The sequence below is a fragment of the Blastococcus sp. OS1-29 genome (genome assembly GCF_057628075.1).
Genome location: NZ_JBXXJK010000004.1, coordinates 57,224 through 82,442, shown reverse-complemented (window position 1 = coordinate 82,442; position 25,219 = coordinate 57,224). Strand labels below are relative to the sequence as shown.

Genomic DNA, 25,219 nt, shown 5'->3' with positions numbered 1-25,219 from the left:
CGCCTCCGCTGGGTCGTCGATCGGATCGGGTGGTGTGGCCGCCCGAGTTTGTCAGCCGGTGCCGGGTGGCGCTCGACCGACCGACCGCGCGGCGGGCCGTGGTGCCGTCGCCCATAAGCACGGCCTCCACCGTGTGCGTGACAGCCCTAGGGACAGCCGGGACCAGCGCCTAGCCTCCCCGACATGGCGGCTCCCACGACCCTCTCCGGACGGCGTGCCCTGATCACTGGTGGGGCTTCCGGGATCGGCCGCGCGTGCGCGGAACGGCTCGCGGCCGACGGTGCGCACGTCCTCGTCGTCGACCGGGACGCCGACGCGGCCGAGGCGGTCGCGGCGCAGGTGGGCGGCACAGCCGTGGCCGTCGACCTGTCCGACCTGACGGCCGTCGACGGCCTGGACCTCGCCGTGGACATCCTGGTCAACAACGCCGGCCTGCAGCACGTGGCGCCCATCCACGAGTTCCCGGTCGACCGGTTCTCCTACATCCTGCGGCTGATGCTCGAAGCGCCCTTCCGGCTGGTCCGCGGCGCCCTTCCGCACATGTACGCGCAGGGCTGGGGGCGCGTCGTGAACATCAGCTCCATCCACGGCCTGCGCGCCTCGGCGTACAAGTCCGCCTACGTCACGGCCAAGCACGGCCTGGAGGGGCTCTCCAAGGTCATCGCCCTGGAGGGGGCGGAGCACGGGGTCACCTCGAACTGCGTGAACCCGGCCTACGTGCGCACCCCCCTGGTCGAGGGCCAGATCGCCGACCAGGCGCGGGCCCACGCACTGAGCGAGGACGACGTCGTCGAGCAGGTCATGCTCGCCCCCGCGGCGATCAAGCGGCTGATCGAGCCGGCCGAGGTCGCCGACGCGGTGTCCTGGCTCTGCTCGCCGTCGGCCACGTCGGTGACCGGCACGTCGATGGTCATGGACGGTGGCTGGAGCGCGCATTGAGTGCCCAACCGGCGAGAATGCCCGGCGTGAACCGTTCCCCTGCGCGAGCGCCCGCCGGAGAGGGGCCCCGGCCCGCCGGAGGCCGCGCGGCCGAGTACTTCCACCTGCTGCTCGAGGACGCGGCCGCGATCGCCTACGAGCGGCCGGTCGTGCGGGCCCGCGCGGCGGGCGTGGACGGCGACGAGCTCGCCGAGCTCGAACGCCTCAAGCTGCTCGCTCTGCAGGTGCGCGAGGCCTTCGCGGCGCGACGGCGGCGGGAGTCGGAGCTGTCGGCGCTGTTCGACACCGCGAACGACCTGGCTGCGCTGCGGGGGGTGGACTCGGTGCTCACCGCCATCGTCCGCCGGGCGCGCCAGCTGCTCGGCACCGACGTCTCGTACCTGACGCTCAACGACAACGCGCGCCGCGACACCTACATGCGGGTGACCGACGGCTCGGTGTCGGCGCGCTTCCAGGCCCTGCGGCTGCCGATGGGCAGCGGGCTCGGCGGCCTCGTCGCCCAGACGTCGGCGCCGTACGCCACCTCCAGCTACTTCGCCGACGCCCGGTTCCGGCACACCACCGAGATCAACGACGGCGTCCGCGACGAGGGGCTGGTGGCCATCCTCGGCGTTCCACTGATCCGCGGATCGCAGGTCATCGGGGTGCTCTACGCGGCCGACCGGAGCGAGCGCGCCTTCGACCGGTCCGAGGTGGCGCTGCTCGGCTCCCTGGCGGCGCACGCGGCGATCGCGCTGGACAACGCCCGCCTGCTGGAGGAGACCCGCGCGGCGCTGGACGAGCTGTCCGCGGCCAGCCGCGAGCTGCGCGCGCACACCACGTCGGTCGAGCGGGCCGCCGGTGCCCACGACCGGTTCATCGACGTCGTCCTGCGGGGCGGCGGGGTCGAGGACGTCGCCGTCGCGGTGACAGAGGCGCTCGGCGGCACCATCACCGTGCTGGACGAGGAGGGGCGGCCGACGCCGCGGCCCGCGGACGGTGCGGAGTGCTGCGGGCTCCCACCCGACCCGGCCGGGGCGCTCACCCTGGCCCGCTCGACCGGTCGCACCGTGCGGGACGGCAGCTGGTGGACCGCCGCGGTCACCGTCGACAACGAGCTGCTCGGCGGGCTGGTCCTGCAACGCGATGCCGTCCTGTCGGACGCCGATCAGCGAATCCTCGAGCGGGCAGCCCTGGTGACCGCCCTCCTGCTGCTGATCCGGCGCACGGCCGGGGAGGCCGAGAACCGGGTGCGGGGGGAGCTGCTCGAGGAGCTGCTCGGCGCCCAGGTGCGCGACCCGGAGGGCGTGCGCGAGCGGGCCCGCCGACTGGGTGCCGACCTGGACCGGCCGCTCGCGGTGGTGGTGGCCCGGGTCGACGAGCGCGCGGTCGGCCGGGCGCTGGCCGGGGCCAGCCACCTGGCGGCCACCCGGGGCGGTCTCGCCGCCCTGCACGACGGGTCCGTGGTGCTCTGCCTGCCCGACCTGGCACCGGCCGACGCGGCGAGCACGGTGCGGCGCGAACTGGCCGCCGCCGGGGTCGATCCCGTGACGGTCGGCGGCGCCGGGCCGGTGCGAGGACCGGCCGCGGTGGCCACGGCCTACGCCGAGGCCGGGCGCTGCGCGGCGACCCTCGTCGCCCTCGGGCGCACCGGTGATTCCGCGAGCGCCGCGGATCTGGGGTTTTTCGGGCTGCTCGTCGGCGAGGGCCGCGACGTGCGGAGCTTCGTGCAGACCACCCTGGCCCCCGTCCTGGAGTACGACGGACGCCGTGGCACCGACCTGGTCGCCACGCTGCAGGCGTACTTCGCGGCAGGCGCGTCCCCGGCGCGGGCCGCCGAGGGGCTCCAGGTTCACGTCAACACCGTCACCCAGCGGTTGGAGCGGGTCAGCCGGCTGATCGGCAAGGACTGGTCGACGCCGGAGCGGGCGCTGGAGATCCAGCTCGCGCTCCGCCTGCATCGCCTCACCGGCGACACCCCGGGCAGCTGACCGCGCCGCTTACCCTGGGCGGGTGCTTCCCGCCCCGCCGACCCTGCTCCCGGTGGAGCAGTGGGCGGCACGGACGGCGGCGCACGAGGCGCGGATCGACCGGTGGACGGCGCCGCACCGGGAGCGCCGCCGCCGGGGCGAGAACCACCCGGTGCACGACTTCCTCTTCACCTACTACTCGCAGGTCCCGGGGCGGCTGCGCCGCTGGGATCCGGGACCGGGGGTGGCTCTGGCCGGCCCTGCTCCGCACGCGGGCCGGCGCGGGTACGCCACCGAACCGGACGGTGCGGTGCGGCTGGACGTCCCGGCCTTCCTCGCCGATCGCGGGAACACTGTCCGCTTCGTCCGGGATCTGCTCGCTGCGACCGCGTCGCGGCCGGCCTTCGGCGGGTGCTTCGGGTTGCACGAGTGGGCGATGGTCTACCGCGACCGCGAGACCCGCCATGCGGTGCCGCTGCGGCTGGGCGCCGACGGCACGGACGCCGTCGTCGAGTCGCACCAGATCCGGTGCACGCACTTCGACGCGTTCCGCTTCTTCACGCCGTCCGCCGTGCCGCGCAACCGGCTGCAGCCGACCCGGGAGACCCAGCCCGCGCTGGAGCAGCCCGGCTGCCTGCACGCCGGCATGGACCTCTACAAGTGGGCCTACAAGCTCAGCCCGGCCACCCCGGGCGAGCTGGTCGCCGACTGCTTCGAGCTGGCCGCCGAGATCCGCGAGCTGGACATGCGTGCGTCCCCCTACGACCTCACCGGCCACGGGTACGCGCCGGTCGCGATCGAGACGCCCGAGGGCAAGGCGATCTACGTGGCCGCCCAACGCGGGTTCGCCGAGCGCGGTGCCGTCCTGCGCCGGCGGCTCCTGGAGGTCTGCGACGTCCTGCTGCGCGACGCCGTACCGTCGCACGGGTGACTGCCACGCGCACCGACCGCTGGGTGCGGCTCGACGGGACGACCAACATGCGCGACCTCGGTGGCCTGCCGACCGCCGACGGCGCGCGCACGGTGCCCGGCCGGATCCTGCGCAGCGACAACCTGCAGACCCTGAGTGCGGACGACGTCGTCCGCCTGCGCACGCAGTTCGGCCTGCGCGAGGTGATCGACCTGCGGACGACCGCCGAGATCCTGCTCGAGGGCCGCGGCCCGCTGCGCGACGTCCCGGACGTCGTCCATCGGCACTTCAGCCTGCTCCCCGAGCGGGGCCACCACACCGACGTGTTCGCGGTCGAGGAGGAGGACGCCCCGCTGGGCGACCTGTCCTCCGGCTGGGTGGAGACCCTCCTCCCACGCATGACGGCGGAGCACGACCAGGGTTTGCCGCCCGCCGTCCGCTCGTACCTCGGGTACCTCAGCGACCGGTCCGATCACGTGGTCGACGCGCTGCGCGCGCTCACCGTCGCGGAGCCCGGCTCGTCGGTCGTGCACTGCGCCGCCGGCAAGGACCGCACCGGGGTCGTCGTGGCGCTCGCCCTGGCGGTGGCCGACGTCCCGCACGAGGAGATCGTCGCCGACTACGCCATGACGGCCGACGTCATCGAGGCGCTGGTCGCCAAGCTGGCCGCCTCCCCGACCTACGCCGAGGACATGGAGCAGCGCGACATCGCCAGCCACACCCCCCGGGCGGAGACGATGGACCGTCTGCTCACCGTGCTGGACGAGCGGTTCAGTGGTCCGGTCGGGTGGCTCGACGCGCACGGCTTCGGCACCGGGGAGCGGTCGGCGCTGCGGGCGCGGCTGCGCGGATAGCGGTCAGGAGCCGGCACGGAGCGGTCCGGGCTGCGTGGTGCGCCCGCGCTCCTTGTGCCGGTACATCGCTGCATCGGCCTGGCGCAACAGCTGCTCGGCCGTCCGCTCCGAGGCGGCGTCGTGCAGGGCGATGCCGACGCTCGTCCCGACCGTCACCGCGGTGCCGTCCAGCCGGAACGGCTCGGTGAAGCACTCCGCGACGCGCTGGGCGAGACCGTCGGCGTCGTCGACCAGGCCGGGCAGGATGATCGCGAACTCGTCGCCGCTGAGCCGTCCGACGGTGTCCCCGGGACGGACGGCGGCGCGGAGCCGGGCCGACACCTGGCGCAGCAGCTCGTCGCCCGCGGCGTGCCCCAGGGTGTCGTTGACCTGCTTGAACCGGTCCAGGTCGCAGAAGAGGACGCCGAGGCGCGCACCGTCGTCGACCTCGGGCAGGGCTGCCTCGAGCCGCTCCAGGAACAGGGTCCGGTTCGGCAGCCCGGTGAGCGCGTCGTGCGTGGCCTGGTGGCGGACGGTCGCCAGCAGGCGCGCCTTCTGGAGAGCCGTCGTGGCCTGGTCGCCGACGCCCCGGAGACGGGCCAGGACCTCGCCGTCGAGGGTCTGGGGGGCCTCGCCGGCACCCCAGCCTGCGGTGGCGACGCCGAGGAAGGTGGTGCCGGCCAGCAGCGGCACGGCGACGACGTCCTCGGTGCCGACCCCCTGCAACAACTCCCGGAGGGCCGGGCTGCTGGTCGTGCTGCTGAGGACGATCGGCTCGCGGTTGGTCAGGATGCCGACGAGCTCGGGCACGTCCTCGGCCCGCAGCATCGTCGTGCGGAGCAGCTCGCTGCCCTCCTGGCTGAGGCCCACCGAGGAGTGGGACTGCAGCGAACCGCTGGCGGGGTCCCACATCAGGATGCCCGCGCTGGTGCAGCCGACGATCCGGGGCAGCGCCTCGCTGACGACCGCGGTCACCGCACCCGAGTCGGTCGCGCCGGAGAGTTCGTGGGCCAGCGCGAGCAGCGCCCCCGCCCGGTCGGCCTCCCGGCGCGCGCCGGCCAGGGCGATGATCAGGTCCAGGGCCGCCGCCGCATGGCCGGCGTAGGCCGCGAGCAACGTGGACTCGTCGCCCATGACGCCGTCGCTGGTCCGGTAGATCGCCGCGAGCCGGCCGTGCCGACGCCGGGCGGAAGCCACGTCCACCACCACGGCGTCCGGTCCGAGATCGGCACCGGCGAGCAGCGCCGTCGACATCGACGCGACCTCGTCGGGTTCGAGCCCGGCGCTGTGCACCACGGGTGCTCCGCCGTCGGGCCCCTCGACCGCGAGCAGGTAGGCGGGTGCGAGGACGGCCTCGCCGGCGCGGGCGATGAGCCGCTCCAGCGCCGTGTCGACGTCGTCGCTGCCCACGAGGTCGGTGGCCGCCGACTGCAGGGTGCGCAACTGGGCGCGCAGCGCCGCGAGCTCCAGGTCCCTGGCCCGTCCGTCGCGGCGCCGCCCCGGTAGCCGGCTGCGGCGGTCCCAGGTGAGCCGGTAGATGCAGGCCGGCGCGCCGTCGGACTCGCACTGGTGGTGCTCGATCTCCGCCGGGGGGAGGCCGAACACCGTGGGTACGGTGGTGAGCAGCCCCTGGGCGTAGAGGCAGTCGAGTCGGGAGTGCTGGAACCCTGCGTGCAGGGTGAACCGGATGGTGGCCGAGGTCGCGCCCGAGTCGACGATCTCCATCGTGGAGGTGGTGCTGAACTTGGCGACGGCGCGGGGCAGCTGCCGGAAGACCTGCCGAGGGGTGCCCATCGCCCGGAGCAGGATCACGATCCCGTGTGCGAGTCCGGACTGGAGCGCGGCGGCGCCCACGCGGAACATCAACCGCGGGTCGCCGACGACCTCGGTCGCGGCCTCGAACAGGCGGATGCGGGTGTCGTAGCTCCACCAGCGCGCCTGGTCCTCGAGCTCCTCGGCGGTGTGCGGCACGCAGGCGGTGGCGAGCACCTCCTCGACTCCGGCATCGCCTGCGACCGAGCGCACGTAGCGCAGGAGTCCACCGGTGGTTGCGCCCGAGGTCTCCCGCGCCTCGCCGATCCCGTCACTCATCGCGCGCACCCTGTCACGGAGAACGCCGGGGTCACCGCCGGGGTCCGCCGTGCGGCGGACGGCCCGGAGGCGGTCGACGTCCCTGCGAGGTGCACAGGTTCTCAACGGCAGTTGCACGCTGAAACCTGAATGCCCTGACCCACCCGGGTGAGGGGTTTCCGCAGGTCACCGGACGGGTCGCTCGACCCCCGGAATGCAGCCGACCCCGGCCTCCGCGGGGAGGTCGGGGTCGTGGCATCGCGCGCCGCCCTCGGGGCGGCGGCGACTCAGCGGAGGGTCGAGCCGGCGCTGTTGGCGAGAGCCACCAGCTCGTTCCGCATGGAGGGGGTGGTGGCGCCCTCGATCGCCCGGTTGATGGCCCGCCGGTTACGCGCGGCCTGACGACGCTGACGCCAGCTGGACACGGTGCTCATCGTGGTGCCTTTCATCGAAGTTGATCGTCTACGCCTCAGATAATGCAGGCGTACACCAATGTATTCCGACGAATCACAGGCAGACCTGAAGTTTCACCGTGTTTCTCTCACCTGGAAGGGTGGGAGTCCTCACCCGGCGGCGGCCAGCACCTCCCGCACCGCCGCACGTGCCGCGGCCGGGTCGTCCTGCGCCAGCGCGGCCTCGGCCGCCTGCCGGCAGATCGCGAGCTCGACCGTGGCCAGCCGGGCCCCGACGCCCGCGACCGCCGAGGCGGCGCAGGACAGAGAGGTGATGCCCAGCCCGACGAGCACGCAGGCCAGCAGCGGGTCGGCGGCGGCCTCGCCGCAGACCCCCACCGGCTTACCCGTGCGGCGTCCCGCCTCCGCCGTGATGGCGACCAGGGCCAGCAGGGCCGGCTGCCACGGGTCGGTCAGGTCGGCGAGGTCGGCGGACAACCGGTCGGCCGCCAGCGTGTACTGCGACAGGTCGTTGGTGCCGATCGACAGGAAGTCGACGTGCTGGAGGAGCCGCTCGGCGTGCAGCGCCGCCGACGGCACCTCGATCATCACGCCGGGCACGAGGTCGCGAGCGCGGACCGCGGCGGCGAACTCCGCGGCCTCCGGAACGGTCGCGACCATGGGCGCCATCACCCAGGGCGTCGAACCGGTACGCCGGGCCGCCTCGGCCACCGCGTCCAACTGCCGCTCGAGGATGCCGGGGTTCGCGCGGGCCACGCGGAGGCCGCGCACCCCCAGCGACGGGTTGGGCTCGTCCGGCGCGGTGGCGAAGGCCAGCGGCTTGTCCGAACCGGCGTCCAGCGTGCGCAGCACCACCTTGCGCCCGGCGAACGCCTCGAACACCTCCGCGTAGCCGGCCGCCTGCTCCTCGACCGACGGCTCCTGCGCGCGGCCGAGGAAGGCCAGCTCGGTGCGCAGGAGGCCGACCCCTTCCGCGTGGGCCGCCGCCGCACCCCGCGCCCCCGCGCCGTCCTGCACGTTGGCGAGCACGGCGACGGCGTGCCCGTCCTTCGTGGTTCCCGGGCCGGTGTAGCCGGCCAGGAGGGCGGCGGCCTCCCGCGCCGCGGCGACCCGGCGATTCGCCTGGTCGGGATCCGGGCCCACCGTCACCGTGCCCCGCTCGCCGTCGAGCAGCACCGTCGCACCCTCGGGCACCCCGTCGAGGTCGGATACCGCGACGACGCACGGCAGCCCGAGCTGTCGGGCGATGATCGCGGTGTGGCTCGTCGTGCCGCCCAGCCGGGTGGCCAGTCCGATCACGCGCGCCGGGTCCAGCCCGGCGGTGTCGGCCGGGGCCAGGTCGTCGGCCAGCAGCACCGAGGGGACGGCAGGGCTGGGGACGCCGGGCTCCCCCTGTCCGGTCAGGTGCGCCACGATGCGGTCGCGGATGTCGCGGACGTCGGTGACGCGCTCGGCCATCAGCCCGCCGAGCGACGTGAACATGTCCATGAACTGCTGGGCGGCCTGGACCGTGGCCACCGCCGCCGGGGCGCCCGCGTCGATCCGCTGCTCGACCGACGACAGCAGGCCGCGGTCGCGAGCCAGGCCGGCCGTGGTGGACAGCACCTCGGCGCTCACACCCGTGGCGGCCGCCGCACGCTCGGTCAGCCGCCCCGCCACGGTCTCCGCCGCCGCGACGAACCGCGCACGCTCGGCCGGCCGGTCGGCCTCGGGCACGACCTCGTGCTCCTCGGCGGGCAACCGGACCGCACCCGCGGGGCGGATGACGGGCCCGAGCGCCACCCCGGGCACGACGGGCGTGCCGATGAGGACGAGGGGGCCGGCGCCCGGCGCCGAGGGAACGGTGGAGGTGCTGCCGGTGGCGGTGGTCGACATGTGAGGCCTCGAAGGTCGGGAGGGTGGCCCGAGCGGTCGCACTGTGGTTCGCGCTCTGGCCCGCAGGGGTCCATTGTCCGGTGCGGTGACCAGCGTCACGAACAAGGGTTGACTTGTCAACGGATCGGACGTAAAACAACGTAACCGCAATCACAAACCCACACATCCGGGCATCTATGGTGACGCCGGACACATCCGAGGGGAGACGCTGTGTACGCCGAGGAACGCCAGCACGCGATCGCCGCCCTCGTGCAGGAGCGCGGCCGCCTGGCGGTCGGCGCGGTTGCCGAGCAGTTCGGCGTCACCACCGAGACCGTCCGCCGCGACCTCGCGCTGCTCGAGCGCGCCGGGATGCTGCGCCGGGTACACGGCGGCGCGGTCCAGGCCGGCGCGCTCACGCTGGTCGAACCGGGCCTGGGCGAGCGGCACGACACCCGCACCGAGGCGAAGCGGAAGATCGCGGCGGCGGCACTCGACCTGCTGCCGGCAGCCGACGGCAGCGTGATCCTCGACGGCGGGAGCACCACCGCCGCGCTGGCGGAGCTGCTGCCGTCCGACCGCGGCCTCTACGTCGCCACCAACTCGGTGCCGATCGCCGCCCGGGTGTCGTCGACCGCCGGCGTCACGCTGCACCTGCTCGGCGGCCGGGTGCGCGGCGTCACGTTGACCGCATCGGGCGACGCGACCGTGCGGGCGATGAACGACCTGCGGGTCGACGTCGTCTTCCTCGGCACCAACGGCATCAGCCCGGTGCACGGCTTCAGCACACCCGACGAGGCCGAGGCGGCCACCAAGCGCGCCATGGTGCGCGCGGCGCAGCGGGTCATCGTGCTGGGGGACAGCAGCAAGCTGGGCCGCGAGCACCTCGTGCGGTTCGCCGCCGTCGAGGACGTCGACGTCCTCGTCACCGACAGCGAGGCCGACCCCGGCCTCGTGGCAGAACTGGAGACGATGGGGATCGAGGTCCTGGTCGCATGACTTCCACTCGTGACGGGCACGTCGTCACGCTCACGGCCAACCCGAGCCTGGACCGGACGCTCGACCTGCCCGGCCCGCTCGTCGCGGGCGGGATCATCCGCCTGGCCGGCGGGAGCACCGAGCCCGGCGGCAAGGGCGTCAACGTGGCCCGCGCGATCGCGGCGGCAGGGCGCAGCGCGGTGTCCGTACTGCCGGCCGCGGCGTCCGACCCGATCGTGACGGCGCTGCGGGCGCTCGGCCTCGAACTGGCGACCGTGCCGGTGCACATCCCGGTCCGCACCAACTACACCCTCGTCGACCCGGAGGGGACGACGACGAAGCTCAACGAACCGGGCGCCGCCCTCTCCGACGCCACCCGCGGGGCGCTCACCGGCGTCCTGCACGGGCACGCCGCGGGCGCTGCCTGGGTGGTGCTGTCCGGCTCCCTCCCGCCGGGCACCCCGGTGGACTGGTACGCCGTGCTCGTCCGGTCGCTGCGCGACACCGGCGCCAGGGTGGCCGTGGACACGAGCGAGGCTCCGCTGCTCGCCCTGTTGTCCGCGGGCCGGGACGCGGCGCCGCACCTGCTCAAGCCCAACGCCGAGGAGCTGGCCCAGCTGGCCGGCGTCGCCGAGGACGACGTGCTCCGCGACCCCGAGGCCACGCTCGCCGCCGTTCGCACCCTGCACGACCGCGGGGTCAGCGAGGTCCTGTTGACCCTCGGCGCCGACGGGGCGCTGCTGTCGCGTGCCGACGGCGACGTCTGGTCGGCCCGTCCGCCCGCGGTCACGGTCCGCAGCACCGTGGGCGCCGGCGACTCCAGCCTCGCGGGGTACCTCCTCGCCGACCTGGCCGGTGCACCGCCGGCCGAGCGACTGCGCACCGCCGTCGCGTACGGAGCGGCCAGCGCGTCGCTCCCCGGATCCGCCGTCCCCACCCCGGCCCAGGTGGACGTCGCAGCTGTTCGGGCCACCGCCGGCGCGCCCGGCAGCTCCATCCCCACCGCCGCCGGCCAGAGCAGCCCGGCCACCGCCCCCGTCCCGGCCGCCGGCCGGGACGCCCGCTGACCTCCGGAAGAGACCACCATGCCCGACCTGATCACCCCCGACCTGGTCGTCCTCGACGCCGACCTGGGTGCCGACAAGAGCGCCGTGGTGCGCCGGCTGGCCGAGCTCGTCGCCACGGCCGGCCGCGCGAGCAGCGCCGACGGACTGCACGCCGACGCCATGGCCCGCGAGGGCCAGGCGGCCACGGGGCTCCCCGGCGGCCTCGCGATCCCGCACTGCCGCTCGGCCGCGGTCACCGAGGCCTCTCTCGCCTTCGCCCGGCTGAATCCGAAGGTCGACTTCGGCGCCCCGGACGGACCGGCCGAACTCGTCTTCCTGATCGCCGCACCCGCCGAGGGCGACGCCGACCACCTGACCCTGCTCACCGCACTCGCCCGGGCGCTGGTGCGGCCGGACTTCGTGGCGTCGCTGCGATCGGCCGGCTCGGCCGAAGAGATCGTCGCGCTCGTGCAGGAGGTCGTCGCCCCGGCGGCTCCGGCCGCGGCTCCGGCCGCAACTCCTGCCCCGGTCGCGGCGCCCGCCGCAGCCTCGGGAGCCCGGAAGAGCGTGGTCGTGGTGAGCGCCTGCCCCACCGGGATCGCCCACACCTACATGGCCGCGGACAAGCTCAGCGCCGCCGGTGCGGCGGCCGACGTCGACGTCCACGTGGAGACCCAGGGCTCCTCCGGTTCGACGCCCCTGGACCCGGCGGTCATCCGCGCCGCCGACGCCGTGATCTTCGCCGTCGACGTCGGCGTCCGGGACCAGGGCCGGTTCGCGGGCAAGCCGGTCGTGCAGAGCGGCACCAAGCGCGCGATCAACGAGCCGGACGTCATGATCCGGGAGGCGCTCGCCGCCTCGGACGACCCGAACGCCCGCCGCGTGCCCGGCGGAGGGTCGGCCCAGGTAGCCGCCCCGTCCAGCGGTGGCGGCGGCGCCCGGGGTGCCACCGAGGTCCGCCGCTGGCTGCTGACCGGCGTCAGCTACATGATCCCGTTCGTCGCCGCGGGAGGTCTGCTCATCGCGCTGGGTTTCCTCCTGGGCGGATACAAGATCGTCACCGACAACCCCGACGTCGCCGGCAAGAGCTACGCGCTGAGCTGGGTGCTCAACAACTCACTCTTCGACCTCCCGACCGCCACCGGCATCGCGCACCTCAACGGCGGTTTCCTCGGCTACCTCGGCGCGGTCTGCACGGTGCTCGGCCAGGCCGCGTTCGGCTTCCTGGTCCCGGCGCTGGCCGGGTACATCGCCTTCGCGATCGCCGACCGGCCGGGCATCGTCCCCGGCTTCGTCGTCGGCGCCGTGTCCGTCACCGTGGGCGCCGGCTTCCTCGGCGGCCTCGTGGGCGGCATCATCGCCGGCTTCGCCGCGCTGTGGATCAGCCGGTGGAAGCTCCCGACCGGCGTCCGCGGGCTCCAGCCGGTCGTCATCATCCCGCTGCTGGCCACGCTCATCTCCAGCGGTCTGATGGCGGTCCTGCTCGGCCGCCCGCTGGCCGCCGCGCTGTCCGGCCTGGGCAACTGGCTCACCGGCCTGACCGGCACCTCGGCGATCCTGCTCGGCATCCTGCTGGGCCTGATGATGTGCTTCGACCTGGGCGGCCCGATCAACAAGGCGGCCTACGTCTTCGCCACCACGGGCCTGGCGGCCGGCACCCACGCCAACCTCGTCATCATGGCCACGGTCATGGCCGCCGGCATGGTGCCCCCGCTGGCGATGGCGCTGAGCACGGCCATCCGCCCCAAGCTCTACACGCCGGCCGAGCGGGACAACGGCAAGGCCGCCTGGCTGCTGGGCGCCTCGTTCATCTCCGAGGGCGCCATCCCGTTCGCCGCGGCGGACCCCCTGCGGGTCATCCCGTCGATGATGCTGGGCGGGGCCACCACGGGAGCGATCGTGGCGGCGTCCGGTATCGAGCTGCGCGCCCCGCACGGCGGCATCTTCGTGTTCTTCGCGATCAGCAACTTCCTGGTGTTCGTGCTGGCGCTGGCCATCGGCGCGGTGGTCGGCGGGCTGGCGGTCACCTTTGCCAAGAGCATCGGCCGGTCGGACGCGGACGACGCCCCCGAGGACGCCGTCGACCTCGAGCACGCCCACGCCCCGGTGCACGTCCCGGCGAGCGCAGCCAGCGCCTGACCGGCAAGCTCACCACCACCGTCCCGATCAGCGAGGAAGAATCGATGCCCAGTCAGACCGTCACCGTCGGCTCCCGGGTCGGGCTGCACGCCCGCCCGGCCGCCCTCATCGCCGAGGCCGTCGGGAAGGCCGGCGTGCCGGTCACCCTGGCCACGTCCGGCGGGATGCCGGTCGACGCCGGCTCGCCGCTGATGATCATGACGCTCGGCGCCAAGCAGGGCGCCGAGGTCGTGGTCACCAGCGACGACCCGGCCGTGCTCGAGCAGATCGCGGGCATGGTCGCCCAGGACCTGGACGCGGAGTAGCAGCAGACGACGGCGCCGGCTTCCGCTCTCGGGAAGCCGGCGCCGTCGTCCGCCGTTCCGCTGGGCCGCTCGACGTCCCCGCGCCAGGCGCCGGTCTCGCTGCCGCGGCTCTCGATGTACTCCTTGAACCGCTTGGCGTCGGCCTTCACCTGGTGGTCGTCGATGCCGACGGCGGCGCCGGCCTTCTCGACCAGACCCTCGGGTTCCCAGTCGATCTGGATCATCACGCGCGTCTTCGCCTCGTCCAGCCGGTGGAAGGTGACGACGCCGGCGTGCTTGGCCTCACCGCTGGTGCTGGTCCACGCGATGCGCTCCTCGGGGTGCTGCTCGGTGATCTCCGCGTCGAACTCCCGCTCGACCCCGCCGATCTTGGTCACCCAGTGGGTGTGCCTGTCGTCGAGCTGCGTGATGCGCTCGACCCCGCCCATGAAGTGGGGGAAGGACTCGAACTGCGTCCACTGGTCGTAGGCCACGCGGATGGGGACGTCGACGTCGATGGCTTCCTGCACGCTGGCCACGTTTCTGCTCCTCTGCATCTCCGAACTCGGTCGTGCACCACCTACCCGGGTGGCGTCCCGGAGACACCTGGACCAGGCAGGTCAGCCGTCCGTCAGGTGATCAGGAGCGCCAGCCGCTCGGTGCAGGGCCGCCGGCGGAGGCGTTCGACCAGCCGCTCGATCCCCAGCACGAGGCGCGACTCGATCGGGTAGTGGCGGCGGATCGTCGCCCGCGCCCGGTCGACGTCCGCCCTGGACTTCCGCACCTCTGCCGTCGCGGCCACCGGGACGACGCCGTCGTCCAACGCGCCGAACCGGCTGCAGCGCGCGAGCTCCACGCGGGGATCCAGTCGCAGCCGCGCGACCTTGCCGCTCCTGGCCGGGGTGAGCACGACGAGGGCGTCTCCGTCCCGTCCGATCCAGACCGGGGTGGAGACCCGCTCGCCGGTGCGGCGGAAGGTGGTCAGCGAGACGAACCGGGCGTCGGCCAGCGACAGCAACGAGGTCACCGGCGCACGGTAGGTCGACCCGGCACGGCCCGCACGACGGCCCTCAGCGCAGCGCGGCCGCCACGCTTCCCCGGACCGGTCGACCGTCGAGCAGGAGCATCTGCGCCAGGTGGTACGCGTCCGGCTGGCCGGCCCAGGTGCTCGTCGCGACCTCTCCGGTGGGCGTGAGCTCGTGGTGCCAGTTGCCGGTCGACGGGTCGGCGAACAGCCGCTCGCCGAGATCCCGCCAGGCGTCGGCCCGCATCCGGTAGGACTCGTCCCCGGTGGCGGCCGCCAGCACGTAGCCGGCGGCGATCGCCTCGCAGAGGACCCAGTGCATCCGCGCAGGGACGACGACCCGGCCCTCCCGGTCGACGGTGTACGGGATCCCCACGCCGCCGTCGGCAACCCCCGCCGCGACCGAGAACAGGATCCGTGCGCCGTCGCCCAGCACGGCACTGGGCCCGGTGACCGACTGGAGGTGCGTGGCCAGCCGCGCCCACTCGAAGAGGTGCCCCGGCGTGGCCCCGTACGGACGGAACGGGTCGGCCGGGCGGTCGCGGTTGTAGTCGGGCAGCGGGGTCCAGTCGGCGGTGAAGTGCTCGGGGAGGAGCCAGTGGAACGGCGGCCCCCAGCCGAGGGCCCGCTCGGTCGTGCGCCGGGCCTGGTCGCGCAGCCGCCGCTTGACCGCCTGGTCGGCGCTCGGCACCGCGTCGGCGGCGGCCAGCGAGGCCTCGACGCCGTGCATGTTGGCGTTCAGTCCGCGGTAGTCGTCCAGCCGGCTCCAGGAACGGTCCCACTGCTCGACCGCCATGCCCTCGGCGTCGTCCCAGAACCGCTCCTGCCAGACGTCGACGGCGTCGCGCAGCAGCTCGGGGCCGCCGTCGATCCCGGCGGTCGCCGCGGTCGACCCGGCCAGCATCACGAAGGCGTGCGGATAGGCGGCCTTCGCGTCGTCGTCCGTGCTGGCGAGCCACCCACCGTGCTCGGCGTCCCGCAACGGACCATCGGTGAGCGCCACGACCCCGTGCCGGGCCAGGTCGGCCGCGCCGGGGCGTCCGAGCAGGTGCGCCAGCCCGAAGACGTGGGTCATCCGCGCGACGATCCAGGTCTCGACCGGCCGGTCGGCCAGCACCCGGCCGTCGTCCCCGAGGTAGCCGAACCCGCCCTCCGGGAGCCGAGAACGCGCCGCGAACGCGAGCAGCCCGTCGAGATCGGTCACCGGCCGCGCCCTGATGCCAGCGTGCTGGTCAGGAGTCGCGCGGCCACCGCCACGATGACGGCGAGGCAGACCAGCCGCAGGAAGCCCGCGCCGATGTCGGGGCCGCCAGCCGCGAACACGTCGACCAGGACCATGCCCGCCACCGCCACCAGCAGGGCGCCGCCCAGCTTCCGGTCCGCGCCGGCCGGAGAGGCCGCCGGCAGGAGCAGCTCGACGGCGGCCAGCACGGCGCACACGTAGCCGACCCCCTGGACGAGCGTCGGCGCCATGCCCTGCGCCGTCGCCGGCCTCGCACCACTGATCGCGATCGCCACAGCCGTGGCGATCGCGAACGCGACCAGCGCGTAGAGCGCGGCTCGACGACGGTCCATCGCGGAGATCTTGCCGGTGGCCCGCTCAGAAGGCCAGGGCGACCCCCGGGTCGTGCAGCATCGCGCCGACGTCGGCCAGGAAGCGGGATCCCAGCTCGCCGTCGACGATCCGGTGGTCGAAGGAGAGCGCCAGCTGCGTGACCTGCCGCGGCACGACCTTGCCCTTGTGCACCCACGGCATCTCGCGCACGGCGCCGAACGCCAGGATCGCCGACTCCCCCGGGTTGAGGATCGGGGTGCCGGTGTCGACGCCGAACACGCCCACGTTGGTGATCGTGATCGTGCCGCCGGACATGTCCGCCGGGGCGGTCCGGCCCTCCCGCGCGGTGGCGGTCAGCTCGCCCAGGGCGCCGGCGAGCTCGGCGAGCGACATCCGGTCGGCGTCCTTGATGTTCGGCACGACGAGACCGCGGGGCGTCGCCGCGGCGATGCCGAGGTTCACGTAGTCCTTGACCACGATCTCCTGGGCCGCCTCGTCCCAGCTGCTGTTGATCATCGGGTGCCGACGGGTGGCGAGGATCAGCGCACGGGCGACGAACAGCAGCGGGCTGACTTTGACGCCGGCCAGTTCGGGCCGCAGCGCCAGTCGCTGGCGCAGCTTCATCATCCGGGTCACGTCGACGGTGAGGAACTCCGTGACGTGCGGCGCGGTGAAGGCGCTGGCCACCATGGCCGCCGCGGTGTGCTTGCGCACGCCCTTGATCGGGATCCGCCGCTCCCGCTCCCCCGCGCCCAACGCACCGACGGCCACGAGTGCCGGGCGGGCGGGCGCCGACGCGGCGGCGTCGACGTCGGCCCGGGTGATCACGCCGCCGTTGCCCGTGCCGCTGACCGTGGTGAGGTCGATGCCGAGGTCCTTGGCGTACTTGCGCACCGGCGGCTTGGCCAGCGGCCGGGGACGACGGTGGCCGTGCTCGACGCCGGAAGCGGGAGCGGCGTCGCCGGCCAGCGCGTGCGCCTCGGCCTGCCGGCCGACCTCCAGCCCACCGTGCCGGACCGGCTTCACGCCGGCGTCCGGTGCGGTGGCCAGCAGCGGGGGCCGGTCGGTGCCCGACCCGTAGTCGGCCTCGGGCAGCACTGGGCGGGCGGGGGACGGCGCAGGAGCGGTGGCGCGCGCGGCCACCGTCTCGCCGCCGCGCCGCGGACGTCGTCGGGCCTCGGTGTTGCGGGGGCCGTACCCGACGAGCACCGCCGTCCGCCCGCCCGGGGCCGCGCCACCGATCAGACCGGCGGCCGGCTCGGCTTCCGCCGGGGCCGGGGCCGCATCGCCACCGACGTCGATCGTGATGATCGGCGTGCCGACGTCGACCATCGTCCCGGCCTCGAAGAGCAGCTCGGTGACCGTGCCGGCGAACGGCGAGGGCAGCTCGACCGCGGCCTTGGCGGTCTCCACCTCGCAGAGCGGCTGGTTCACGGTGACCGTGTCGCCGACGGCGACGAGCCACTGCAGGATCTCGCCCTCGGTCAGGCCTTCACCGACGTCGGGCAGCTTGAACTGCTTGGTCGCCATGCCTCAGAACCCCATCGATCGGTCGACGGCGTCGAGCACCCGGTCCAGGTCGGGCAGGTACTCCTCCTCCAGCTTCGACGGCGGGTAGGGGGTGTCGTAGCCGCCGACGCGCAGCACGGGGGCCTCGAGCGAGTGGAAGCAGGTCTCGGTCACCCGGGCGGCGATCTCCGCGCCGAGACCGAGGGTCACGGCCGCCTCGTGGACGACGACGCAACGGCCGGTCCGGCGGACGGACTCGTAGACCGGGTCCAGGTCCAGCGGCGAGACCGTGCGCAGGTCGATCACCTCGAGCGAGCGGCCTTCCTCCGCGGCGGCCTCGGCCGCCTGCAGGGCGGTCTTCACCATCGGGCCGTAGGCCAGCACGGTGACGTCGTCGCCCCCACGGACCACCCGGGAACGGAACAACGGCTCCGGCGTCGCGTCGGTGTCGACCTCGGCCTTCTCCCAGTACCGGCGCTTGGGCTCGAGGAAGACGATCGGGTCGGGGTGGGCGATGGCCTGCTGGATGCCCCAGTAGGCGTCGACCGGGTTGCTGACCGCCACGACCTTCAGGCCGGGCGTGTGGGCGAAGTAGGCCTCTGGGCTCTCGCTGTGGTGCTCGACCGCGCCGATGCCGCCGCCGAACGGGATGCGGATGACGATCGGCATCGGCAGCATGCCCTTGGAGCGGGCGTGAATCTTGGCGACCTGGGTGACGATCTGGTTGTAGGCGGGGAAGACGAACCCGTCGAACTGGATCTCGCAGACCGGCCGGTACCCGCGCATGGCCAGGCCGACGGCGGTGCCGAGGATGCCGGCCTCGGCGAGCGGGGTGTCGACGACGCGCTGGTCGCCGAAGTCCTTCTGCAGGCCGTCGGTGATGCGGAAGACGCCGCCGAGCTTGCCGATGTCCTCGCCCATGAGCACGACCTTGGCGTCGTCCTCCATGGCCTTGCGCAGGCCGAGGTTGAGCGCCTTGCCGATGGTGAGGGTCTGGCTCACTTCTCCCCCTCGAAGCTGGCGTGGTACTTCACGAACTCGTCGCGCTGGGCCGCGAGCGGCGGCGTCTGCTCGGCGTAGACGTGGTCGAACATGCTGGCCGGGTCGGGGTCAGGCATCTCGAGGGTGCCCGTGCGGATGCGCGCGGCGAGCTCGTCGCCCTCGGCGTCCACGGACTCGAAGAAGGCGGCGTCGGCGATGCCGCTGCGCGACAGGTAGGCCTTGAGCCGGGCGATCGGATCGCGCAGCTTCCACTCCTCCAGCTCGCTGGCCAGCCGGTAGCGGGTCGGGTCGTCGGACGTGGTGTGCGCGCCCATCCGGTAGGTGAACGCCTCGATGAAGGTCGGGCCCTGGCCCTCGCGAGCCGCCTGCAGGGCGGCCCGCGTGACGGCCAGGACGGCGAGGACGTCGTTGCCGTCGACCCGCACGCCGGGGAAGCCGAAGCCGGCGGCGCGCTGGAACAGCGGCACCCGCGCCTGGCGCTCGATCGGCACGCTGATCGCGTACTGGTTGTTCTGGCAGAAGAAGACCACCGGCGCCGAGAAGCTGGCGGCGAAGATCATCGCCTCGTTGACCTCGCCCTGGCTGGTGGCGCCGTCGCCGAGGAACGCGAGGACGGCGCTCTCCGCGCCGTCGCGCTGCACGCCCATGGCGTAGCCGGTCGCGTGCAGGCACTGCGAGCCGATGACGATCGTGTACAGGTTGAAGCCGCGCTCGACGGGGTTCCAGCCGCCGTTGTCGACGCCGCGGAACAGCCCCATGACGTGCAGCGGGTCGACGCCGCGCGCCCAGGCCACGCCGTGCTCGCGGTAGGTCGGGAAGGCCATGTCGGTGGGCGCCATCGCCCGGCCGGCACCGACCTGCGCGGCCTCCTGGCCCAGCAGGGAGGCCCAGATGCCCAGCTCGCCCTGGCGCTGCAGGGCGGTCGCCTCGACGTCCCAGCGGCGGACCAGCGCGAGGTCGCGGTACAGGCCGCGCAGCTCGTCGTCGCTGATGTCGAGGGAGTACTCGGGGTGCTCGACGCGCTCGCCCTCGGGCGTGAGCAGCTGGATCAGGTCCGGCTGCTGCGGAAGATGCGGAGCGGACGCCCCGGGGACGGGATCGACCACCTCGGTGGCCTGATGCAACGCAGTCACGGAACTCTCCTCGCGTCTTCCGCTGCTGCCGGGGTCGCCGACGGGCCGCGGGTACTGGACGTGCGGGCACCGGGGTGTGGTGCCACTCACACATCCTGACACGACACCCCGCGCACGCGACAACACCACCCCACAACCGATCTGCGCAAGATCCCTCGAAGTGATTGCGCAGAAAGAGCACTAGTAGGACGTCCTTGCATGTCAGACTGAGCAGCATGCCTGAGGTCGACGCCACCGATGCGCGACTGCTGCTCGCCCTGGCCGAGGACCCCCGCGCGAGCGTGATGGCGTTGTCCCAGCGGCTCGGTCTGGCGCGCAACACGGTGCAGGCGCGGCTGTCCCGGCTGGAGAGCAACGACGTCCTGGCGCCGCTGGACCGGCGGATCCGTCCCGAGGCCCTCGGCTACCGGCTCGGCGCGTACATGACCGTCACCGTCATGCAGCGCAGCCTGGCCGAGGTGAGCGAGGCGCTGGCCGACATCCCCGAGGTCATCGAGGTCACCGGCCTCTCGGGTGTGGTCGACCTGCTCGTCGAGGTGGTGGCCAGGGACGCCGACGACCTGTGGCGGATCACCGAGCAGGTGCTGGCCATCCCGGGCGTGCAGCGCACCGACACCGCGCTCGCCCTGCGCCGCTTCGTCGACCACCGGCTCGCGCCACTGCTCGAGCGGGCGGCCGGCGGGGCCCCGCTGCGCCCCGCGTCCGACGCGGACTGAGCGCGGTCAGCGGGGACGCCGCACCCGCACCGGACCCGTGGCGCTTCCGACGTCGACGACGTCCCCGCGCTGCGTGACCTCGACGGCGCCGGTGGCGGCGAGCCGGCCCGCGGCGGCCCGGGCGGCCGGCATCAGCTCGCGCCAGCCCTCGGGGTCGACGGCGCGCGCGGCCTCCGACGGGCAGATCGACGCGCCCGCCCGCCGGTCGTCGAGCAGCGCGTCGATCGCGCGCTCCAGGCGGGCGTCGACGTCGTCCATGCCGTCGAGGCTAGCCACGCACCGGGGCACGGGGGATGCTCCACGCGTGTCGCCCCTCCCGTTCGACGACGGTCGCCACGAACGCCTGTCGATCCTCGACGCCCTGGACACGGCCCTGGCCGATCCGGTTCGCCTGATCGGCATCCTCCTCGAGGCCGTGGACGACGACGACGCCATCGCCCGCCTCGTCGACGCCTACGGCGTGGACGCGGCGGGCGCGCAGGCCCTGCTGGATCTGCAGGTGCGCCGGGTGATTCCGGCCCACCGCGCCCGGATCGCCGAGGAGCGCCGGGTGCTGCGCGCGGAGTGGGGTCCGCCGGTCCACGCCCTGGTCCGGTTCTCCGGGCGGCGCTCCGCGGTCGTGTCGATCGACGGCGCCCAGCACTCCTTCCGCGCGGGTGGGGTCGACGCCGTGCTGCAGCGGGTCGGGCGGTTCCTGCGTGAAGAGGTCGCCGTACCTCGGCTGCGCCCGGTCGTCGCCACGGTCACCGGCCTTCCCGAGGGACCGATCCGCATCACGTACACCCCCGGCGGGAGCGCGCGCGCCGAGTACGGGGACGAGCCGGCGCAGATCGCGAAGTCCTCCCGCTGACCACACGGGGGGCCCGGAGGGGCGCCCCGCGCGACGGCCTGACTGTCAGTACACCTGGCGATGCCTGGGTGCAGGCACCGGGGGCAGCTCGGCGGCGCGCGGGGTGGCGGCGACCTCATCCGGGGCCGCCGTCGGCGGGAGCGGCACCCTCAGCGGGGGCCGGATCACGAGTCGCACCGACACCGGCCGGGGCTCTGGCGCCCACAACGGCGGGGTGATCTCAGCGAACGTCAAGGAGGCGGCCAGGGACGCAAGTGCGCAGACGACCGTCTCGATCGCGCCGCGGCGCACGACCAGGGAGGTCTCGCCGAGATTCACGCCCACGCGCAGGCAGAAGGGAAACGCGGCGATCTCCTCATGGTCGGCGGAGAGCGCAACCTCGAACGGATCGGCCCACGTCACCGGGTGGGGATCGAGCAGGACGACGGTCACCTCCTGATCGCCGGTGTCCTCCAGCGTCTCCCGCGCGGCATCGACCACCCGCTGGTAGGCAGCGAGTCCCGCGGCGAGCGGGCCGGCGACGTCCTGGTGGAAGCAGCCGAGGGCGGCGTGCAGCACCCGACTGTCCAGCAGTCGCAGGGTCGTATCCCGGAGGGAGAAGTGCCGGCGCACGCGCTCGGCAGTCAGTCCCCCCGGCGGAAGGCGGCGGGCGATCGCCGACAGGACCTCGTCGGCATCGACCCCCTGGCACGCCACTCGCCACAGCGTTGTCGGATAGCTCAGCTCAACGGTGGGCACCGTCGCCAGCGAGGTCTGGAACCTCGTCGTAGCCGGGGTCGTGAGCGCCGTTTCGGGCACGGTGCACCTCCTGGAGTTGCTGCGCGCCGGATGCGGACCGGACGTGAAGGCGCAGACTCACACCCGGCGCGTCACCGATCGGGGTCCCCGAGAACTCCCGGGACGGGCGCGGCTCCACCAGCCGGGCAGACACGTGGTCCAGCCAGCGACGCTCGCGCCGCCATCGCCGGCCCCGCCACAGGAAAGCCGACATGGTCGCCACCGCGACGAGGAGACCGACCGCCGCGATCAGCAACGGCGCGCGACTCGTCGTCGGCCGGCTCTCGGCGGCCAGGACGATGCGGACAGGACTCGCCGGCGTCGTCAGCGTGCCTGCCGGCGGGCTCTGTCGACTGACCCGTCCGCTCCCTTCGCGGTCGGCGAGGACCAACCCGGCATCCCTCAGGCGGTCGCGTGCCTGCGCCTCCGTGAGGCCGGACAGGTCCGGGACCGCGACCTGGGCGACGGGTGGAGCGCTCGGGGACGAGGAGGCCGGCGACGAGGAGGAGGTCCGCGACGGTGGGGCCGGCGGCACGGTCGGGTTCCGGGACGACGTCGAGGGCGAAGGCGGGACGACCGCCACCACGGTCAGGTCCTGCCCTCCGCCGCAGGACGTACTGACGCGGTGCGGGCCGGGCGACAGGTCGGGCACGCTGAAGCCGGCAGGCCCGAACTGCCCGTCCGGGCGGACCCTCACGCGCCCCACCACAGCTCCCTCCAGGAGGAGGGTGACCTCCTCGCTGGACGTCGGACAGGTCCCGGTCGCCGTCACGTCCTGCCCGACGCGGGTACTGGAAGGGTTCAGCGCGAGCGTGGGGTCGATGGGCGGCGGGACCGTCACAGCGGCGACGGCCGTGTCGGTCGTGCTGTAGGGACCGTGCGGACAGGTCAGCGTGGTGGTGTAGGTGCCGGGGGCCAGCGTCTCGGGCAACGAGAAGTGCTGCTCTTCCAGGAACTCGCCTCCGGAGTCGAGTTTCACGTCTATCGAGTCCACACCCGCCGCCGGGAAGGCCAGTTGCGCCTCCTGGGGGTAGATGTAGGTGATCTCGAACTCGGAGCCGTTCTGATCGGTCGCCGGACAACTTCCGGTGGCGACGACCGTCGCCGGAACCCCGGTCTCCGTCGGCACGACCTGGAGCCGCGGGGTGGTGTGATCGGGGACCGCGGCAGCCGGCGACGGTACGGCAATCAGGGCCATCGGCAGCAGCACGGCGGCCGTCACCGCCGCTACCGCTGCCGATCGATCACGCGCCATTCGCTTCCCCCACGGACAGTGTCAGAGCCGGGGCGAGGGGAAGGAACCGACTTTCGTCCCGCCTCTGTTCCGGCTCTGCCGGGACCTGCGGCAGGCGTGATCGGCCAGATGCTCGGACGCCCGGTTGCCGAAGAATGCGAGGGGTAGGCAGCGCCTATGGCGACTGAGGGCGGTTCCGGCTTGGTGGGCTGGGTGCTCCGGGGTGCGGCGGCCGGCGCCGCCGGGACGACGGCGCTCAACGTGGTCACCTACATCGACATGGCGCTGCGCGGCCGCCCGCCGAGCTCGACCCCACAGCGCACGGTGGAGCGGCTGGCCGAGACGGCGCACCTGTCGATCCCGGGCCAGGGCGACCGGCGGGCGAGCCGCGTCGAGGGGCTCGGCGCGTTGACCGGCCTGGTCGCCGGGGTGGGCGTCGGCAGCGGGTTCGGGCTGGCGCGGGCCCTGGGGTTCAGGGCCGGCCCGCTGGTGACCACGGCAGCCGTCCTGGTGTCGACGAACGGGCCGATGACCGTCCTGGGTGTCACCGACCCGCGCACCTGGTCGGCGGTCGACTGGATCAGCGACCTGGTGCCACACCTGGCCTACGGTGCGGTGATGACCCGGACCCTGGACGCTCTCGGGCCGCGGTGACCCGTTAGCGCCAGCCGCGCTCGTCGACCCCGCCCGGCACCGGCGCGTCGGGGTCGTACGGGGTGCGGGTGAAGACGAACGTGCCCAGGTCGAGGTGGTCGTCGGCGATCGTCAGCGGCTCGCCGGCGTAGTAGCCGTCCAGCCCGACCCAGGTGCCGTCCTCCCGGCGGACGAACCGGCTGGCGCGGCCGACGCGCCCCGGCAGCGGACCCAGGTGGAGCAGGCCGCCGCCGATCGACCGCAGCACGTACGCGCCCGGACCCCAGAACCAGACCCCGAGCCGGCCCAGTGGCACCGGGGACGGCGACGGCGTCCACGGCTCGGCGATCCGCGGTTCGGCCGCGCGCAGGTCCTCCAGCAGTCCGAAGACGACGTTGTCCAGCCCGGTCGTCGTGTTGGCCAGCGACACCGCGCCGGTCTGCTCCTCGCGGTCGACGAACACCCCGGCCAGGAATCCGGGCATGGAGCCCCCGTGGCCGACCAGGGTGCGCCCGTCGACGCGCAGCACCTGCAGGCCGAGCCCGTAGGCGGCCCAGCCGACGGCGGAGGAGTCGACCCCGGCCGGAACGGTCATCTCGTCGAGCGTCGCCGGCCTCAGCACGTCCCCCGTGTCGCCCAGCAGGAAGGCGGCGAACCGGCCGAGGTCGGTCAGCGTCGCCCACAGCTGTCCGGCCGCGGCCATGACGCCGGCGTGGTGCTCGGGCTCGGGCAGCACGACGTCGGCCCAGGGATGGACCGCGTGCCCCTCGGCCGCCGGGGCGACGGGGCGCGGCGTCGTGCGCGTCATCCCCAGCGGTGCGAGCACCTCCGCGGCCACGGCGTCCTCCCACGAGCTGCCGCGCAGCCGGGCGACCAGCTCTCCCAGCAGGCCGAACCCCAGGTTCGAGTAGTGGAACCGTCGCGCGGCGCCGAGGACGACGTCCTTCTCCGCCAGTCCGAGGTCGTCGAGCGTGCCGCCCGGAGTGCGCTCCCACCACCCGCCGGGGCTCTCCGCCGAGGCGCCGGCGAGGTGGGACAGCAACTGGCCGATCGTGCGGTCACCCAGCGGTGTACCGGGCAGGTGCCGGTCGAGCATGTCGTCCAGGTGCAGCAGCCCCTCGTCGCGGAGCCGCATCACGACGACGGCGGTGACGGTCTTGCTGATCGAGCCGAGCCGGTACTGGACGTCGGTGTGCGGCTCCGGCACGTCGCCGCGCCCGGCCGACCAGGCGAGCCCGCCGTCCCGCACGACGCCCGCGACCAGACTCGGTGCGCGCCCCTCCCGCTGCGCACGGGCGGTGCGCGCCAGGAGCGTGCGGGCGGTCGAGGGCAGGACGGGCTCGGGCATGACCGCGACGGTAGCGAGGCCGG

At 74.0% G+C, this 25,219-nt stretch carries 24 protein-coding genes and 1 pseudogene; 11 read left to right on the top strand and 14 right to left on the bottom strand.

Going from position 1 to position 25,219, the window contains the following annotated elements:
* The first annotated feature begins 183 nt into the window (after positions 1–183).
* The 4 genes from AC2H4J_RS11390 to AC2H4J_RS11375 are packed head-to-tail and all read left to right on the top strand — an operon-like array spanning position 184 to position 4,652.
* Positions 184–939: a 3-hydroxybutyrate dehydrogenase gene (locus AC2H4J_RS11390; protein WP_487464987.1), complete on the top strand. Its 756-nt coding sequence runs from the start codon at positions 184–186 to the stop codon at positions 937–939.
* A 17-nt stretch (positions 940–956) separates the two neighbouring features.
* Positions 957–2,909 (top strand): helix-turn-helix domain-containing protein, encoded by a 1,953-nt coding sequence (locus AC2H4J_RS11385; protein ID WP_487464986.1) that lies wholly within the window; start codon positions 957–959, stop codon positions 2,907–2,909.
* 22 nt (positions 2,910–2,931) lie between these two features.
* Entirely contained in the window at positions 2,932–3,819 is an 888-nt protein-coding gene (locus tag AC2H4J_RS11380; protein WP_487464985.1) for a 3-methyladenine DNA glycosylase, read from the top strand.
* Entirely contained in the window at positions 3,816–4,652 is an 837-nt protein-coding gene (locus tag AC2H4J_RS11375; protein ID WP_487464984.1) for a tyrosine-protein phosphatase, read from the top strand. The genes AC2H4J_RS11380 and AC2H4J_RS11375 overlap by 4 nt, the downstream gene beginning before the upstream one ends.
* A gap of 3 nt (positions 4,653–4,655) precedes the next feature.
* Here the strand turns inward: AC2H4J_RS11375 and AC2H4J_RS11370 are convergent, their stop codons facing one another.
* The 3 genes from AC2H4J_RS11370 to AC2H4J_RS11360 all read right to left on the bottom strand — a co-directional run bounded on the left by AC2H4J_RS11370 (position 4,656) and on the right by AC2H4J_RS11360 (position 8,989).
* A complete protein-coding gene (locus tag AC2H4J_RS11370) occupies positions 4,656–6,722 on the bottom strand; it encodes a diguanylate cyclase domain-containing protein (protein ID WP_487464983.1) in 2,067 nt (688 codons plus the stop codon).
* Positions 6,723–6,988: 266 nt separating this feature from the next.
* Entirely contained in the window at positions 6,989–7,126 is a 138-nt protein-coding gene (locus AC2H4J_RS11365) for a hypothetical protein (protein WP_487464982.1), read from the bottom strand.
* Between the two features lie 138 nt (positions 7,127–7,264).
* On the bottom strand, positions 7,265–8,989 hold the full coding sequence (locus AC2H4J_RS11360) for a putative PEP-binding protein (RefSeq protein ID WP_487464981.1): 1,725 nt from the start codon (positions 8,987–8,989) through the stop codon (positions 7,265–7,267).
* Positions 8,990–9,199: 210 nt separating this feature from the next.
* Between AC2H4J_RS11360 and AC2H4J_RS11355 the strand changes: the two genes are divergently transcribed.
* Genes AC2H4J_RS11355 through AC2H4J_RS11340 form a run of 4 tightly spaced genes read left to right on the top strand, consistent with a single transcriptional unit; the run spans position 9,200 to position 13,436 of the window.
* Positions 9,200–9,967, top strand: a complete 768-nt coding sequence (locus tag AC2H4J_RS11355) for a DeoR/GlpR family DNA-binding transcription regulator (protein WP_487464980.1) — start codon at positions 9,200–9,202, stop codon at positions 9,965–9,967.
* Positions 9,964–11,013 (top strand): 1-phosphofructokinase family hexose kinase, encoded by a 1,050-nt coding sequence (locus AC2H4J_RS11350; protein WP_487464979.1) that lies wholly within the window; start codon positions 9,964–9,966, stop codon positions 11,011–11,013. Before AC2H4J_RS11355 ends, AC2H4J_RS11350 begins: the two co-directional genes overlap by 4 nt.
* A gap of 18 nt (positions 11,014–11,031) precedes the next feature.
* A complete protein-coding gene (locus AC2H4J_RS11345) occupies positions 11,032–13,131 on the top strand; it encodes a PTS fructose transporter subunit IIABC (protein WP_487464978.1) in 2,100 nt (699 codons plus the stop codon).
* A gap of 44 nt (positions 13,132–13,175) precedes the next feature.
* Positions 13,176–13,436: an HPr family phosphocarrier protein gene (locus AC2H4J_RS11340; RefSeq protein WP_487464977.1), complete on the top strand. Its 261-nt coding sequence runs from the start codon at positions 13,176–13,178 to the stop codon at positions 13,434–13,436.
* A 143-nt stretch (positions 13,437–13,579) separates the two neighbouring features.
* Here the strand turns inward: AC2H4J_RS11340 and AC2H4J_RS11335 are convergent.
* The 7 genes and pseudogenes from AC2H4J_RS11335 to pdhA form a co-directional block, all read right to left on the bottom strand.
* Positions 13,580–13,972, bottom strand: a pseudogene (locus tag AC2H4J_RS11335) (SRPBCC family protein); the annotation flags it as partial.
* A 74-nt stretch (positions 13,973–14,046) separates the two neighbouring features.
* Complete coding sequence (locus AC2H4J_RS11330; protein ID WP_487464976.1) at positions 14,047–14,442, bottom strand: PPOX class F420-dependent oxidoreductase; 396 nt, start codon at positions 14,440–14,442, stop codon at positions 14,047–14,049.
* A gap of 43 nt (positions 14,443–14,485) precedes the next feature.
* Entirely contained in the window at positions 14,486–15,643 is a 1,158-nt protein-coding gene (locus tag AC2H4J_RS11325) for an AGE family epimerase/isomerase (RefSeq protein ID WP_487464975.1), read from the bottom strand.
* Positions 15,640–16,014: a hypothetical protein gene (locus AC2H4J_RS11320; protein ID WP_487464974.1), complete on the bottom strand. Its 375-nt coding sequence runs from the start codon at positions 16,012–16,014 to the stop codon at positions 15,640–15,642. The genes AC2H4J_RS11325 and AC2H4J_RS11320 overlap by 4 nt, the downstream gene beginning before the upstream one ends.
* 25 nt (positions 16,015–16,039) lie before the next feature.
* Entirely contained in the window at positions 16,040–17,524 is a 1,485-nt protein-coding gene (locus AC2H4J_RS11315) for a dihydrolipoamide acetyltransferase family protein (RefSeq protein ID WP_487464973.1), read from the bottom strand.
* Positions 17,525–17,527: 3 nt separating this feature from the next.
* Complete coding sequence (locus AC2H4J_RS11310) at positions 17,528–18,505, bottom strand: alpha-ketoacid dehydrogenase subunit beta (protein ID WP_487464972.1); 978 nt, start codon at positions 18,503–18,505, stop codon at positions 17,528–17,530.
* Complete coding sequence (gene pdhA, locus AC2H4J_RS11305; RefSeq protein ID WP_487464971.1) at positions 18,502–19,638, bottom strand: pyruvate dehydrogenase (acetyl-transferring) E1 component subunit alpha; 1,137 nt, start codon at positions 19,636–19,638, stop codon at positions 18,502–18,504. The genes AC2H4J_RS11310 and pdhA overlap by 4 nt, the downstream gene beginning before the upstream one ends.
* Before the next feature lie 215 nt (positions 19,639–19,853).
* Here pdhA and AC2H4J_RS11300 point away from each other — a divergent pair, with 215 nt between their 5' ends.
* Positions 19,854–20,354, top strand: coding sequence for an Lrp/AsnC family transcriptional regulator (locus AC2H4J_RS11300; protein ID WP_487464970.1), 501 nt, complete (start codon positions 19,854–19,856; stop codon positions 20,352–20,354).
* A gap of 6 nt (positions 20,355–20,360) precedes the next feature.
* Here AC2H4J_RS11300 and AC2H4J_RS11295 read toward each other — a convergent pair whose 3' ends face one another.
* The gene (locus AC2H4J_RS11295) at positions 20,361–20,612 is read right to left on the bottom strand and encodes a DUF3253 domain-containing protein (RefSeq protein ID WP_487464969.1); all 252 of its coding nucleotides are present in this window, start codon (positions 20,610–20,612) and stop codon (positions 20,361–20,363) included.
* Between the two features lie 46 nt (positions 20,613–20,658).
* Between AC2H4J_RS11295 and AC2H4J_RS11290 the strand changes: the two genes are divergently transcribed.
* Positions 20,659–21,204, top strand: coding sequence for a hypothetical protein (locus AC2H4J_RS11290; protein ID WP_487464968.1), 546 nt, complete (start codon positions 20,659–20,661; stop codon positions 21,202–21,204).
* 45 nt (positions 21,205–21,249) lie between these two features.
* On the opposite strand, the gene AC2H4J_RS11285 is transcribed toward AC2H4J_RS11290, so the two are convergent.
* Positions 21,250–21,942 carry a hypothetical protein gene (locus AC2H4J_RS11285; RefSeq protein ID WP_487464967.1) on the bottom strand — a complete coding sequence of 231 codons (693 nt, stop codon included), beginning with the start codon at positions 21,940–21,942 and terminating at the stop codon, positions 21,250–21,252.
* Positions 21,929–23,203: a PASTA domain-containing protein gene (locus AC2H4J_RS11280; protein WP_487464966.1), complete on the bottom strand. Its 1,275-nt coding sequence runs from the start codon at positions 23,201–23,203 to the stop codon at positions 21,929–21,931. The genes AC2H4J_RS11285 and AC2H4J_RS11280 overlap by 14 nt, the downstream gene beginning before the upstream one ends.
* Before the next feature lie 189 nt (positions 23,204–23,392).
* On the opposite strand from AC2H4J_RS11280, the gene AC2H4J_RS11275 reads away from it, so the two are divergent.
* On the top strand, positions 23,393–23,869 hold the full coding sequence (locus tag AC2H4J_RS11275; RefSeq protein ID WP_487464965.1) for a hypothetical protein: 477 nt from the start codon (positions 23,393–23,395) through the stop codon (positions 23,867–23,869).
* Positions 23,870–23,873: 4 nt separating this feature from the next.
* Here the strand turns inward: AC2H4J_RS11275 and AC2H4J_RS11270 are convergent, their stop codons facing one another.
* A complete protein-coding gene (locus AC2H4J_RS11270; RefSeq protein WP_487464964.1) occupies positions 23,874–25,196 on the bottom strand; it encodes a serine hydrolase domain-containing protein in 1,323 nt (440 codons plus the stop codon).
* Positions 25,197–25,219 lie beyond the last annotated feature (23 nt).

What these genes read in the sequence shown, in the direction of transcription:
- AC2H4J_RS11295 (WP_487464969.1), bottom strand. Translation starts at nt 20,612, where the DNA reads ATGGACGACGTCGACGCCCGCCTGGAGCGCGCGATCGACGCGCTGCTC.
- AC2H4J_RS11385 (WP_487464986.1), top strand. Translation starts at nt 957, where the DNA reads ATGCCCGGCGTGAACCGTTCCCCTGCGCGAGCGCCCGCCGGAGAGGGG.
- AC2H4J_RS11275 (WP_487464965.1), top strand. Translation starts at nt 23,393, where the DNA reads ATGGCGACTGAGGGCGGTTCCGGCTTGGTGGGCTGGGTGCTCCGGGGT.
- AC2H4J_RS11315 (WP_487464973.1), bottom strand. Translation starts at nt 17,524, where the DNA reads ATGGCGACCAAGCAGTTCAAGCTGCCCGACGTCGGTGAAGGCCTGACC.
- AC2H4J_RS11345 (WP_487464978.1), top strand. Translation starts at nt 11,032, where the DNA reads ATGCCCGACCTGATCACCCCCGACCTGGTCGTCCTCGACGCCGACCTG.
- AC2H4J_RS11360 (WP_487464981.1), bottom strand. Translation starts at nt 8,989, where the DNA reads ATGTCGACCACCGCCACCGGCAGCACCTCCACCGTTCCCTCGGCGCCG.
- AC2H4J_RS11340 (WP_487464977.1), top strand. Translation starts at nt 13,176, where the DNA reads ATGCCCAGTCAGACCGTCACCGTCGGCTCCCGGGTCGGGCTGCACGCC.
- AC2H4J_RS11350 (WP_487464979.1), top strand. Translation starts at nt 9,964, where the DNA reads ATGACTTCCACTCGTGACGGGCACGTCGTCACGCTCACGGCCAACCCG.
- AC2H4J_RS11300 (WP_487464970.1), top strand. Translation starts at nt 19,854, where the DNA reads ATGCCTGAGGTCGACGCCACCGATGCGCGACTGCTGCTCGCCCTGGCC.
- AC2H4J_RS11320 (WP_487464974.1), bottom strand. Translation starts at nt 16,014, where the DNA reads ATGGACCGTCGTCGAGCCGCGCTCTACGCGCTGGTCGCGTTCGCGATC.
- AC2H4J_RS11370 (WP_487464983.1), bottom strand. Translation starts at nt 6,722, where the DNA reads ATGAGTGACGGGATCGGCGAGGCGCGGGAGACCTCGGGCGCAACCACC.
- AC2H4J_RS11270 (WP_487464964.1), bottom strand. Translation starts at nt 25,196, where the DNA reads ATGCCCGAGCCCGTCCTGCCCTCGACCGCCCGCACGCTCCTGGCGCGC.
- AC2H4J_RS11390 (WP_487464987.1), top strand. Translation starts at nt 184, where the DNA reads ATGGCGGCTCCCACGACCCTCTCCGGACGGCGTGCCCTGATCACTGGT.